The organism is Shimwellia pseudoproteus (genome assembly GCF_016415625.1).
Lineage (GTDB): Bacteria > Pseudomonadota > Gammaproteobacteria > Enterobacterales > Enterobacteriaceae > Shimwellia > Shimwellia pseudoproteus.
Window position 1 is genome coordinate 1 of record NZ_WBXP01000024.1, and the last position, 13,791, is coordinate 13,791.

Genomic DNA, 13,791 nt, shown 5'->3' on the forward strand with positions numbered 1-13,791 from the left:
TCGATGTGTTTGCGGGAAAAAAATCGGCCCAGATCCGCGAAATTTTAATCAGCGAGTCAGCTTGGGAAGAAATGACCTGCTTATTCGCACCTTCCCTAATATTTCCGGTGCGTTAGCGCCTTCATTTTTTTATTTCCGTTCACGTTAACCCATGAAAAATTTAACTATTGGTCTTATTGGTAACCCGAACTCCGGAAAGACAACCCTGTTTAACCAGCTGACCGGTGCCCGCCAGCGGGTGGGGAACTGGGCCGGGGTCACCGTTGAGCGTAAAGAGGGCCAGTTCTCCACCGTGGATAATCAGGTCACGCTGGTGGATTTACCCGGCACCTACTCGCTCACCACCATCTCTGCGCAGACCTCCCTTGATGAACAGATTGCCTGCCATTACATCCTGAGCGGCGATGCAGACCTGCTGATTAACGTGGTCGATGCCTCCAATCTGGAACGCAATCTGTATCTGACACTGCAACTGATTGAGCTGGGTATCCCCTGTATCGTGGCGCTAAACATGCTGGATATTGCCGAAAAGCAACATATCCAGATTGACGTCGATGCGCTGGCCGCCCGTCTGGGGTGCCCGGTAGTGCCTATCGTCTCCACCCGGGGACGGGGGATTGATAGCCTGAAACTGGCGATCGATCGCCACCGGGATAACCATGATGTTGAACCGGTGCACTATGCTCAGCCGCTGTTGCGTGAAGCCGACTGGCTGGCCGGCGAAATGCCCCAGCAACTGCCGGTGCGCCAGCGCCGCTGGCTGGCAATCCAGATGCTCGAAGGGGATATCTATAGCCGCAGCTACGCCGGAGAAGCCGCAAATAAACTGGATATCGTGCTGGCCCGCCTGTCTGATGAGGTGGACGACGCGGCGCTGCATATTGCCGATGCCCGCTACCAGAGTATTGCCGCCATTTGTGAAGCGGTGAGCAATACCATGACATCCGGCCCGAACCGCCTGACTATCGCCATGGACAAGGTTATCCTTAACCGTTTCCTCGGCTTGCCGATTTTCCTGCTGGTGATGTACCTGATGTTCCTGCTGGCCATTAACATCGGTGGCGCCCTGCAACCCATCTTTGACGGCGGCTCCGTCGCTATCTTTATTCACGGGCTGCAATGGCTGGGGGCAACCCTGCACTTCCCCAACTGGCTGACAGTCTTCCTCGCCCAGGGGATCGGCGGCGGTATCAATACCGTGCTGCCGCTGGTGCCGCAAATCGGGATGATGTTCCTGTTCCTCTCCTTCCTCGAAGACTCCGGGTATATGGCCCGCGCCGCCTTCGTGATGGACCGGCTGATGCAGTCCCTGGGGCTACCGGGGAAATCCTTCGTACCGCTGATTGTCGGCTTTGGCTGTAACGTGCCTTCGGTAATGGGGGCCCGTACTCTGGATGCCCCCCGGGAACGCCTGATGACCATCATGATGGCGCCGTTTATGTCCTGCGGCGCGCGTCTGGCTATCTTTGCGGTGTTCGCCGCGGCATTTTTTGGTCAGAACGGGGCGCTGGCGGTGTTCTCGCTGTACATCCTCGGCATTGTGATGGCTATCCTGACGGGCCTGATGCTGAAGTTCACCATCCTACGCGGCGAAGCAACCCCGTTTGTGATGGAGCTGCCGGTCTACCACGTTCCCCATATCAAAGGGCTGCTGCTCCAGACATGGCAGCGTTTGAAAGGCTTTGTGCTGCGTGCCGGTAAAGTAATTGTCATCGTCAGTATTTTCATTGGTGCCCTGAACAGCTTCTCGTTCAGCGGTAAAGCCGTGGACAATATTAACGATTCGGCGCTGGCCTCGGTCAGTAAGGTATTAACCCCGCTTCTGGCGCCGATTGGCGTTCACGAAGACAACTGGCAGGCAACGGTAGGGCTGTTTACCGGGGCCATGGCCAAAGAAGTGGTGGTCGGGACCCTGAATACCCTGTACACCGCCGAGAATATCCATGACGAAGACTTTAACCCGGCAGAGTTTGACCTGCCTGGTGAACTGGGCGATGCGCTGAAAGAAACCTGGAGTAGCCTGGTGGATACCTTCAGCCTGAGCGTACTGGCCAACCCCATCGAAGCCAGTAAAGGCGACGGCGAGATGGGGACCGGGACCATGGGCGTGATGAGCGCGAAATTTGGCAGCGACGCCGCCGCGTACAGCTACCTGATTTTTGTGCTGCTGTATATCCCGTGCATCGCGGTCATGGGGGCGATTGCCCGTGAAGCCAGCCGCGGCTGGGTGATGTTCTCCGTGTTGTGGGGGCTGGATATTGCCTATTCCCTGGCCACGCTGAACTACCAGATAGCTACCTTTAGTGCCCACCCACAATACAGTCTGGTGTGCATCCTGGCGGTTATCTTGTTTAACGTGGTGGCCATTGGCCTGTTACGCCGCTCCCGCAGTCTGGTGGACATTAACCTGGTCTCCAAAGGTAAGCCGGCAGCTTCCTGCTGCCACGGCTCATCCGGCGACTGTCACTGATCTGGGGTAAACCGATGGCAAGTTTGATTGAAGTACGGGATTTACTGGCGCTACGCGGGCGGCTGGAAGCCAGCCAGATCAGCACCTTGCTGAATACCCCGCGTCCGCTGGTGGATGCCATGCTGCAACGGCTTGCCGCCATGGGCAAAGCGACCAGCGTAACGGATGATGCCGATAGCTGCCTGCGCGGCAGTTGCAAAGAGTGCCCGGAGGGCAAAAAGTGCCAGCCGGTATGGTGGACCCTGTGTTAACCCTGCGCTGATGTCATCACAAGCCCCGCCTACACCGCGGGGCTTTTTTTGGGCCGCTATCCGGCAAGCTGGCTTTTCAGATCCAGTAACCGCGCGCAGAACGCCGCCGGGTGGGAGATAAACGGCGCATGGGCGGCGCTGTCAAATATCCATGACGGGCTATCAGGCCAGGCCTCATCCAGCAGCCCCGCCACCCGGCGCGGTACCAGTCCATCCAGCTTGCCATACAGCCGCCAGACCGGCATCGCCAGTTGCGCCATCGGCTGGCGCAGATCCGCGGTACGCAAAATCTCCAGCCCGCCGTTAAGCACCTCAACGGACGGCATTGGCTGGGACAGCACGACCTCTTTCAGGCGCCGGGCATCCTGGCGCGCGCTCTCGGTTCCCAGGGTTTGCAGCGCCAGAAAACGCTCCACGGTACGCTGGAAGTCTTCGCTCAACTGGTGCTGGAACCCCGCCAGTACCTCCGGTTTGATCCCCGGCCAGTCGCCGCAGGCGGTAAAACACGGCGAAGAGGCGACTGTCACCAGCGCCTGAACCCGCTCAGGCTGGGTCAGTGCGGCCTGGCTGGCCACCAGCCCTCCAAGGCTCCAGCCCAGCCAGATTGCCCGGTCCGGGGCCTGGCGCAGCACCTGCTGGGCCATATTTTCCAGGGACATGGCGCCAACCCCCTGGCTACGGCCATAGCCGGGCAGATCCACCAGGTGCAAGGTAAAATGCGCGCTGAGCTGTGCCTCAATGCAATGCCACACCCCGGCATTCAGCCCCCATCCGTGCAGCAGCACAAGATGACAATTGCCGGTTCCGGTTGTTTGCCACCAGATCTCGTTCATGGGTTACAGTCCTTTCGCCGGCCAGCGCGGCCGGTAGTTAATGCACCGCAGGTGCGGAAAACGATATGGAGGCCCCTATGCTAGCAATCCCCGGGCTGTGTTGGCTATGCGCAATGCCCCTCGCCATGGGTCACTGGGGGATATGCAGTTTTTGCCAGCAACGTCTGCGCCCGCCACCCTGTTGCCCCCAGTGTGGCCTGCCGGCAATCAGCGGGCTGGCCCCGTGCGGCCGCTGCCTGCTGCGCCCGCCTCCCTGGCAACGGCTGGTGATGGTGGATGACTACTGCGCACCGTTACGCGGGTTAATTCAGCGGTTTAAATTTAGCCAGCATACCGCCCTGGCCCCGGCACTGGCCCGGCTGATGCTGCTCCAGATCCTCGCCCAGCGCCGCTCGCGCCGTTTAGCGCGCCCGGATGTCATCCTCGCCGTGCCATTACACCACCGCCGGGCCTGGCGCCGGGGCTACAACCAGAGTGATTTACTGGCCCGCCATCTGGGGCGCTGGCTGGGCTGCCGCTATGCCGCCCGCGGTATACGGCGCACCCGGCACACCCGGGTACAGCACCGGTTAAGTGCACCATTGCGCAAGCGTAACCTGCGCCGGGCGTTTAGTATTGAAATCCCGGTGCGCAATCTCCATATCGCTATCGTAGATGATGTTGTTACTACCGGCAGTACGGTTGCGGAAATCACCCGTCTGCTCCAGCGCCACGGCGCTGCTACAGTCCAGATTTGGTGCCTGTGCCGCACCTTGTAGAGCTTCAATGATGGGCGTATTATAACCAACTGAAACAGTCAACTATTAGGCCAAAGCTATGATCCGTATTTCCGATGCCGCCCAGGCACACTTTGCCAAACTGCTGGTAAATCAGGAAGAAGGGACGCAGATCCGCGTATTCGTTATTAACCCTGGTACCCCAAATGCGGAGTGCGGTGTCTCTTATTGCCCGCCAGATGCCGTCGAAGCCACCGACACGGCACTGAAATTCGAGCAGTTGACCGCCTATGTGGATGAACTCAGCGCACCGTATCTGGAAGATGCTGAAATTGACTTTGTTACCGATCAGCTGGGCTCTCAGCTGACCCTGAAAGCCCCGAACGCCAAAATGCGTAAAGTGGCGGACGATGCGCCGCTGATTGAGCGGGTAGAATATATGCTGCAGGCCGAAGTGAACCCGCAGCTGGCTGGCCACGGCGGCCGGGTTTCCCTGATGGAAATCACCGAAGATGGCCTGGCTATCCTCCAGTTCGGCGGCGGCTGTAACGGCTGCTCGATGGTGGACTACACCCTGAAAGAAGGCATCGAGAAACAGCTGCTGGCGGCGTTCCCGGAGCTGAAAGGGGTGCGCGATCTGACCGAGCACCAGCGCGGCGAGCACTCTTACTACTGATGACCGGTGCCGTGAGCGGCTGGGCCACATCGCCAGCACGCGGCAACCCATCAAACAGCAATAAAAAAGCGCATGTTCAACATGCGCTTTTTTTTATCGCGGACGGGACGATGTCAACCGGCTTTGACCTTGCGGACCGGCTGCGCCGCCACCTTCTCCACCACCTTTGCCACTTTCGCCACCGCCTGCTTCTCCACGAACGGCCGCTGTCTGCGGTGCTTATCCAGGTCCTTAATCAGGCGGTTCACCTGCGCACTGTCGAACATCGCTTCCAGGCTGTGGGTTAATTTACGGCGCCAGTTTTTATACTCGTCACTGGTTCCCGGCACGTTAACCGGGGTGGCCATATCCAGCCAGTCTTCTGGCTGGAGCCCCAACAGCGCGCTGTTGCTGTCGGCAATATAGCGCTGCAAACCCCGGTTTAGCACCGCGGTCATCTTCATCCGTGAGGCGGTCCGCCCGGTCTTTTGCGGCACGCAGCCGTGCTGATGCAGGCTATCCAGCAGGGACTGCTTAGCCCGGGCGCGATCCTGATACAACCCGGCGAGGATCTCCGCATCCGGGTAGAGCCCCAGCACGCGGCCGAGGGCCAAATCGCCACCTTCCCAGTAGCCACGCACCGTCGGCATATCGTGGGTTGACGCGACCGCCATGGCCTGGACGGTAAAATCCTCCGGCGCCCGAAAGCGGCCCTTACCGTCCTGTTCAAACCACAGCACTTTGTAGGAATAGATCCCGCTGTCCCGCAGTTTGCCGATAATCTCCACCGGCACCGTGCCAAGATCTTCGCCGATCACCATACATTGATGGCGCTGGCTCTCAAGGGCCAGAATCGCCAGCAGATCATCTACCGGATAGTGCACATAGGCGCCTTTATCCGCTGTTTCACCGTAGGGGATCCACCACAAACGCAGCAGCGACATCACGTGATCAATGCGCAACGCGCCGCAGTGGGTCATATTGGCGCGCAGTAGCTCAATAAACGGCTCGTAGCCGCGCTCCACCATGATATGCGGGTCCATCGGCGGTAGCCCCCAATTTTGCCCCAGCGGCCCGAGGATATCCGGTGGCGCCCCCACCGAGGCTTTCAGGCAGTACAGTGCCTTATCGCGCCAGGTTTCCGCCCCGCCCTCGGCCACGCCAACGGCCAGATCCCGGTACAGGCCAATTGGCATATTGCGCTGCTGGCAGCTCTCCCAGCAGGCCGCAAATTGCCGCCAGGCCAGCCATTGTAGCCACATATAAAATTCGACCTGGTCACGATGCTCCACACAAAACGCCGCCACCGCCGGGCTGTCGGCATCACGATAGGCTTCCGGCCAGACTGGCCAGCCCCAGCGGGAGCCATCCTGCTGCATCTGCCAGGCGTGAAGGGCATCAAACGCCGCCTGGTAAAACAGGCTCTCTCCCTCCCGGGCGATAAATCCACGAAACGCGGCCATCAGGGCATCATCGCCGCTGCGCTGTAAAAACTGCGTCCAGGCCATGGACAGCGCGCTAAGTTTTAACTGGGTGACGCTGCTGTAATCCACCCATTCTGCCTCCCGGGCCGCCTGCAATTGCTGCTGGGTCTCCGGCTGCGCCCACCACTGCCGGGCCGCGGCGCTGAGGGCAAAATCCTCCACCTCAGTGACATCAATATAAATAACGTTCATCCAGCGCCGGGAAGAAGGGCTATACGGGCTGGCGCTTTCCGGGGTTGCCGGGTATAACGCGTGGATCGGGTTAAGGCCGATAAACGCCCCGCCCCGGGCGGCAACCTCAATCACCATCTGGCGTAGGTCGCCAAAATCACCGATCCCCCAGTTACGGGCCGAACGCAGGGTGTAGAGCTGAACACAGGCCCCCCACAGTTTCTGTCCGGCCTGGAGCGATGCGGGCTCATAGCACCGGCCTGGCGCCACAATTAGCCAGCAGTGCCAGCGTGACTCGCCCTGCGTCAGGGTCAGCGTGTGGTAGCCGGTCGGCAGCGAGGCGGGCAACAGCAGCTGGCTGCGGCCTTGCACCTCACCACGGTGTTGTTGCCCTTGTTCGGTGGTCAGGATCCAGTGGTACTCCCCTTTACCGGCCACCGACAGCACCATTTTTTTTGCCTGGGTTATCACCCGGGTTGCCGGTACTGGCCCATCACCATGCCCCCGCTGGGCGGGGGTGTGATTCATGGCGTCCAGCAAACGCTGCTTGGTATCAGCCGGGATCTCCTGCGGCTTGCCGTGGGCGTTGATATACTCTGCTGCAATACCCGCCGCCTGCGCGGCTTTATCAAGACGTTTGCTTTCCATCGTCGCTTTCCTTAACGTTTCGCCTGCCAGATACGCTGTTGGTAATCACGGATCGAGCGATCGGAGCTAAACATGCCGCAACGGGCGGTGTTAAGGATGGTCGCTCTGGTCCAGGCTTCCTGGTCCCGGTATAGCGCATCAACCTGGCGCTGGGCATCCATATACGCGGTGAAATCCGCCATCACCAGATACGGGTCACCCCCTTCTTTGCCGAGGCTGTGGAGCATCAGATCAAACATATGCTTGTCGCCACCGCTGTAGACGCCTTTTTCCAGCTCTTTCATTACCGCATCGAGGGTTTTGTCTTTCTTACGCCATTTTAACGGGTCGTAACCGGCGGCCTTCAGCGCCTTCACCTGCTCCACGGTGTGGCCGAAGATAAAGATATTTTCTGCCCCCACTTTTTCGGCAATCTCCACGTTGGCCCCGTCCAGGGTGCCTACCGTCAGCGCGCCGTTCAGTGCCAGCTTCATATTGCCAGTGCCGGAGGCTTCTTTACCGGCGGTGGAGATCTGTTCAGAGACATCCGCCGCCGGGATCAGCATTTCCGCCGCCGAGACACAGTAATCCGGCAGGAAGACCACTTTCAGGCGATCCCCTACCAGCGGATCATTATTGATCTTCTCCGCCACGTTATTGATGGCATGGATAATATTCTTCGCCAGGTAATAACCCGGGGCCGCTTTGGCGCCGAACAGGAATACCCGCGGTACGCGATCCTGTTCCGGGTTTTCACGGATCGCTTTATACAGCGCCAGTATATGCAGCAGATTCAGGTGCTGGCGTTTGTACTCGTGTAACCGTTTGATCTGAATATCAAACAGCGCTTGCGGATTAATCACAACCCCGGTACGGGACTGGATATACTCAGCCAGGCGCACTTTGTTGCGCTGCTTGATGGCGCGATACTCACCACAGAACGCCGCATCATCGGCATATTTTTCCAGCCCGGCGAGCACATCCAGATCATTGGCCCACTCTTTTTTCAGGGTGTTATCCAGCAGAGCGGACAAACCGGGGTTGCACTGCTTGATCCAGCGGCGCGGGGTAATGCCGTTAGTCACGTTATGGAATTTGTTCGGCCACAGCTGGTGGTATTCCGGGAACAGATCCTTCACCACCAGATCCGAGTGCAGGGCCGCCACGCCGTTCACCGCAAACCCACTGACCACACACAGGTTTGCCATGCGTACCTGGCTATCGTGTACCACCGCCAGCTTAGCCCACACCGCCTTGTCGCCGGGCCAGGTTTTATCAACCTGCTTTTTAAAACGCCGGTTGATCTCTTTGATCAGCTGAATATGGCGCGGCAGCAGGGTGCGTACCAGGCGCTCATCCCAGCATTCCAGCGCTTCCGGCATCAGCGTATGGTTGGTGTACGCAAAGGTCCGGCTGGTGATAGCCCAGGCATCATCCCAGTTCATCTGGTGTTCATCCAGCAATACGCGCAGCAGCTCAGGAATGGCGATGGTCGGGTGGGTATCATTGAGCTGGATAACTTCGTAATCGGGCAGCGTCGCCAGCGTGCGTCCGGCCAGATGATGGCGGCGTAAAATGTCGGCAATCGAGCAGGCACACTGGAAATACTGCTGCATCAGGCGCAGCTTTTTACCGGCCTGGTGGTTATCATTCGGGTACAGCACCTTAGTCAGTTTCGCGGCATCAATGCCCTGCTGTTCTGCCTTCAGGAACTGGCCGTCATTAAACAGAGTCAGATCAAAAGGGTGAGCGTGGCTGGCCTGCCACAACCGCAGGGGCTGCGCCACGCCGTTACGGTAACCGAGCACCGGCAAGTCACAGGCCTGGCCCTGGAGAATAAACGCCGGTTCCCAGCGCTGGATATTGCCCTCTTTCACCACCTTACCGCCAATCCCCACCTGAACATCAAGGGCGCGGTTATGGCGAAACCAGGGGTAATTATCCCGGCCCCAGTCGTCTGGGGCTTCCATCTGCTTGCCATCCTGAAAGGACTGGCGGAACAGACCATACTGGTAGTTCAGGCCGTAACCAATGGCGGGCTGGCCAACGGTGGCCATTGAATCAAGGAAGCAGGCGGCTAAACGCCCCAGCCCACCGTTACCTAACGCCGGGTCAATCTCTTGTTCCAGCAGATCGCTCAAATTGATGTCATACCCTTGTAAAACATCACTCACCCCCTGGTACCAGCCAAGGTTCAGCAAGTTGTTACCGGTGAGGCGACCAATCAGAAATTCCATGGAGATGTAGTTAACGTGGCGCTGAGGCGCCTGGCTGGCAGGGGCTGGCTGGGCGGACAGGTTTTCGGCCAGTGCACCGCTCACGGCATGCCACCATTGCTGCGCCGTCATCTCTTGTGCAGCGTGAAGACCGATAGATTGCCACTGACGGGTCAGTGAAGCCTGAAACTGTGCTTTATCAAACGTAGGCTGAGACATAAGTAATCGGTTCCTGTGATAACTGAAACATTTTCCACTAGTTTGCCGGGTGCCCAGAATGACTTCCTCATCCTGCAGGGGATTAGATGGGGAGGAGGTGCAGGTAGTAGGAGAAAATGTGATCCCTGGCACTACAACTCTGGCAGAAATAACGACATTCGCAGAGATTGAGCGCGAAAACAGCACATAATTATGGTTTCCCCCACCCGCGGCTGGAATAACACCCGGCGAGGGAGCGGGAGGAATTTGTCACTACAGAAACAACCTGATACAGAGTAATAAAACACCCCTTCAGACAGTTGCCAGATATAAGCCAATAAATAGTTAATTGTTGCCTGATATTCCAGATAATAAACCGCTAAATCATCTGAAATGTGAATAGTTTAGCGATGACCAAATATTGCGCCAGGCCGCGTGACGCCTGGCACAGAGAGTTTTCTTCTGTCTCTTTCCATCCAGGTAAAGTTCTAAAGTGTGACAAAGTGCAACTTTGGATAGCTTAAAAGCAAAGCGTGCTTGCATTAACTATCGATATACCTGACTTTAACACTGGCATTAATTACGAAGCGCAAAAAAAATATTCTCCCCCTTCACAGTGAAGCGACTAACTATGTTAATACCTTCTAAATTAAGTCGACCAGCACGCCTGGAAAACACTGTGGTCCGCGATCGTCTGCTGGAAAAACTGTCCACCGCCGGCAACTACCGACTGGCGCTGGTAACAAGCCCGGCAGGCTATGGCAAAACCACGCTGGTTTCCCAGTGGGCCGCGGAAAAGGACCATCTTGGCTGGTACTCTCTGGATGAGGGTGATAACCAGCCCGAAAGGTTTGCTACCTATCTGATTTCAGCATTACAGCAGGCCACCCATAACCACTGCGCCAGCAGCGAACTGATGGCGCAAAAGCGCCAGTATGCCAGCCTGTCCTCACTGTTTTCGCAGCTCTTTATCGAGCTGGAACAGTGGCAAAAACCCGTTTATCTGGTGATTGATGACTACCATCTGATAGCCAACCCCCTGATCCACGAAGCGATGCGCTTCTTCCTGCGCCACCAGCCGGAAAACATGACCCTGGTTATCCTGTCGCGCAACCTGCCGCAGCTGGGCATTGCCAATTTACGGGTTCGCGAACAACTGCTGGAAATCAGCAGCCAGCAGCTGGCGTTTACCCATCAGGAAGCGAAACAGTTCTTTGATGGCCGGTTAGACACCCCCATTGAGCAGACCGAAAGCAGCCAATTTTGTGATGACGTCGCAGGCTGGGCCACGGCGCTGCAACTTATTGCCCTGGCCGCCCGCCAGAGCAGTAACTCGCCGTACCAGTCCGCCCGCCGCTTATCCGGTATCAATGCCGGGCATCTGAATGATTATCTGGTCGATGAAGTACTGGATAATGTGGACAGCAACACCCGTCAGTTTTTACTGAAAAGCGCCCTGCTCAGCTCAATGAATGATGCCCTGATAGTCCGGGTTACCGGGGAAGAGAACGGCCAGATGCGCCTGGAAGAACTGGAGCGCCAGGGGCTGTTTTTACAGCGTATGGACGGTAGCGGTGAATGGTTCCGCTATCATCCGCTGTTTGGCAATTTCCTGCGCCAGCGCTGCCAATGGGAGCTGGCCATCGAGTTACCGGCCATTCACCGGGCCGCCGCAGAAAGCTGGATGGCCCAGGGATTCCCCGGGGAAGCCATCCACCACGCCATGGCCGCCGGTGATACCGCCATGCTGCGCGATATCCTGCTGCACCATTCCTGGCTGCTGTTTAACAACAGCGAATTACCGCTGCTGGAAGAGTCGATTAAAGCGCTGCCCTGGGAAACACTGCTGGAGCGCCCTAAGCTGGTCTTACTCCAGGCCTGGCTGATGCAAAGCCAGCACCGCTATGGGGAAGTGAATACCCTGCTGGCCCGGGCCGAGCAAGAGATGAACGCGCCGCTGGACGATACACTGCGGGCGGAATTTAACGCACTGCGCGCCCAGGTAGCGATTAATAACGGTGAACAAGAAGAAGCCGAACGCCTGGCAAATCTGGCCCTCGACGTGCTGCCCCTGTCCAGCTTCCACAGCCGGATTGTGGCAACCTCCGTTCAGGGCGAGGTATTACATTGTAAAGGGGAGCTTACTGCCTCGCTGGCGGTGATGCAGCAAGCGGAACAGATGGCCCGCCACAGTGATATCTGGCATTACGCCCTGTGGAGCCTGATCCAGCAAAGTGAAATTCTGTTTGCCCAGGGGTTCCTCCAGGCCGCCTGGGAGACCCAGGAAACCGGCTTCCGGTTGATCCATGAACACCATCTGGAACAGTTGCCGCTCCATGAGTTCCTGCTGCGCATTCGCGCGCAGTTACTCTGGGCCTGGTCACGGCTGGATGAAGCCGAATGCTGCGCCCGCCAGGGGATGGATGTGCTGGCCGGTTTCCAGCCCCAGCAACAGCTCCAGTGCCTGGCGCTGGTGATCCAGTGCTCCCTGGCCAGAGGCCAGCTGGATAACGCCCGCAGCCACCTTAACCGGCTGGAAAACCTGCTCGGCAGCGGCCCGTGGCACAGCGACTGGGTATCCAATGCCAACAAAGTGCGGGTTATCTACTGGCAAATGACCGGGGACAAAAACGCCGCCGCTAACTGGCTGCGCCTGACCCCACGCCCTGCCAGCGCGGATAATCACTTTCTCCAGGGCCAGTGGCGTAATATCGCCCGGGCCCAAATCCTGCTGGGGGATTACCAACCGGCAGAGATAATCCTCGAAGAATTGAATGAGAATGCCCAGCGCCTGCAGCTGCGCAGCGACCTTAACCGCAATATGCTGTTGCTGAACCAGCTGTACTGGCAGTCCGATCGGAAAAGCGACGCACAGCGGGTGCTGATTGACGCGCTGGAGCTGGCGAACCGCACCGGGTTTATCAGCCACTTTGTGATTGAGGGCGAAGCGATGGCCCAGCAGTTGCGCCAGTTGTTGCAGCTCAATACCCTGCCGGAGATAGATCAACACCGCGCCCAGCGCATCCTGCGTGAGATTAATCAGCATCACCGCCATAAATTTGCCCACTTTGATGAGGGCTTTGTGGCCCGCCTGCTTAATCACCCGCACGTACCGGAACTTATCCGCACCAGCCCGCTAACCCAGCGGGAGTGGCAGGTTCTGGGATTAATCTATTCGGGTTACAGTAACGATCAGATTGCCGGGGAGCTGGATGTGGCGGCCACCACTATCAAAACCCATATCCGAAATTTGTACCAGAAATTGGGGGTCGCTCACCGCCAGGATGCGGTACAGCATGCGCAAAATCTGCTGAAGATGATGGGTTACGGGGTATAAGCGCCCGGCGCGATGGCGGCAATTGGCCTGGTAGCGCCGGGGTTCAGCGCGGCGCTACCAGGCCGGAAAAGGCTCAGCACAGCTCAAGCTGCACGTTATTATCGGCAATCACTTTCATTATCCCCGCCGGGGGCACTTGATCGGTATAGACGGCATCCACCATGCTGATACTGCCCATATTCACCATCGCATTGCGGCCAAATTTGGAATGATCCACCACCAGCATCACATGCCGGGAGTTCTCAATAATCGCCCGCTTGGTGCGCACTTCGTGATAGTCAAACTCCAGCAGTGAGCCGTCGGTATCCACACCGCTGATGCCGAGGATGCCAAAGTCGAGCCGGAACTGAGAGATAAAATCGAGGGTCGCTTCGCCCATAATTCCCCCATCGCGGCTGCGTAACTCACCCCCCGCCAGAATAATGCGGAAGTCCTCTTTCACCATCAGGGTATTGGCCACGTTGAGGTTATTGGTGACCACCCGCAGGTTGTTATGGTCCAGCAGTGCGTGGGCTACCGCCTCCGGTGTGGTGCCAATATCAATAAACAGCGTCGCGCCATCCGGGATGGCCATCGCCGCCCGCCGGGCAATACGCGCTTTCTGTTCCGTCTGGGTGGCTTTGCGATCGTGCCAGGAGGTATTCACTGAACTGGAAGGCAGCGCCGCGCCGCCGTGGTGGCGCATAATAATATTCTGCTCTGCCAGATCATTAAGATCCCGGCGAATGGTCTGCGGGCTGACAGAAAAATGCTCTACCAGCTCTTCGGTGCTGACGTATCCCTGTTTTTTTACAAGATCGATAATCGCATCATGGCGTTGTGTCTGCTTCACC

Annotated in this window: 9 protein-coding genes; 5 read left to right on the forward strand and 4 right to left on the reverse strand. The window is 57.8% G+C overall.

Annotated features, from left to right (window positions below):
* The first annotated feature begins 151 nt into the window (after positions 1-151).
* Together feoB and feoC are read left to right on the forward strand one after the other, a co-directional pair.
* Positions 152-2,470 (forward strand): Fe(2+) transporter permease subunit FeoB, encoded by a 2,319-nt coding sequence (gene feoB / locus F9C28_RS11855; protein WP_199015560.1) that lies wholly within the window; start codon positions 152-154, stop codon positions 2,468-2,470.
* Positions 2,471-2,484: 14 nt separating this feature from the next.
* The gene (gene feoC / locus F9C28_RS11860) at positions 2,485-2,721 is read left to right on the forward strand and encodes a [Fe-S]-dependent transcriptional repressor FeoC (protein ID WP_199015562.1); all 237 of its coding nucleotides are present in this window, start codon (positions 2,485-2,487) and stop codon (positions 2,719-2,721) included.
* A 56-nt stretch (positions 2,722-2,777) separates the two neighbouring features.
* On the opposite strand, the gene bioH is transcribed toward feoC, so the two are convergent.
* Positions 2,778-3,554: a pimeloyl-ACP methyl ester esterase BioH gene (bioH, locus tag F9C28_RS11865; RefSeq protein ID WP_199015563.1), complete on the reverse strand. Its 777-nt coding sequence runs from the start codon at positions 3,552-3,554 to the stop codon at positions 2,778-2,780.
* Between the two features lie 77 nt (positions 3,555-3,631).
* On the opposite strand from bioH, the gene gntX reads away from it, so the two are divergent.
* Together gntX and nfuA are read left to right on the forward strand one after the other, a co-directional pair.
* On the forward strand, positions 3,632-4,312 hold the full coding sequence (gene gntX / locus F9C28_RS11870; RefSeq protein ID WP_199015564.1) for a DNA utilization protein GntX: 681 nt from the start codon (positions 3,632-3,634) through the stop codon (positions 4,310-4,312).
* 58 nt (positions 4,313-4,370) lie between these two features.
* Positions 4,371-4,946, forward strand: a complete 576-nt coding sequence (gene nfuA / locus F9C28_RS11875) for a Fe-S biogenesis protein NfuA (protein WP_199015565.1) — start codon at positions 4,371-4,373, stop codon at positions 4,944-4,946.
* A gap of 113 nt (positions 4,947-5,059) precedes the next feature.
* On the opposite strand, the gene malQ is transcribed toward nfuA, so the two are convergent.
* Together malQ and malP are read right to left on the reverse strand one after the other, a co-directional pair.
* Positions 5,060-7,228 (reverse strand): 4-alpha-glucanotransferase, encoded by a 2,169-nt coding sequence (malQ, locus tag F9C28_RS11880; protein WP_199015566.1) that lies wholly within the window; start codon positions 7,226-7,228, stop codon positions 5,060-5,062.
* Positions 7,229-7,239: 11 nt separating this feature from the next.
* Positions 7,240-9,642, reverse strand: coding sequence for a maltodextrin phosphorylase (malP, locus tag F9C28_RS11885; RefSeq protein WP_199015567.1), 2,403 nt, complete (start codon positions 9,640-9,642; stop codon positions 7,240-7,242).
* Between the two features lie 610 nt (positions 9,643-10,252).
* Between malP and malT the strand changes: the two genes are divergently transcribed.
* Positions 10,253-12,958 carry an HTH-type transcriptional regulator MalT gene (gene malT / locus F9C28_RS11890; protein ID WP_199015568.1) on the forward strand — a complete coding sequence of 902 codons (2,706 nt, stop codon included), beginning with the start codon at positions 10,253-10,255 and terminating at the stop codon, positions 12,956-12,958.
* A 73-nt stretch (positions 12,959-13,031) separates the two neighbouring features.
* Here malT and F9C28_RS11895 read toward each other — a convergent pair whose 3' ends face one another.
* Positions 13,032-13,790, reverse strand: coding sequence for a DeoR/GlpR family transcriptional regulator (locus F9C28_RS11895; protein WP_199015570.1), 759 nt, complete (start codon positions 13,788-13,790; stop codon positions 13,032-13,034).
* Between the last annotated feature and the right edge of the window lies 1 nt (position 13,791).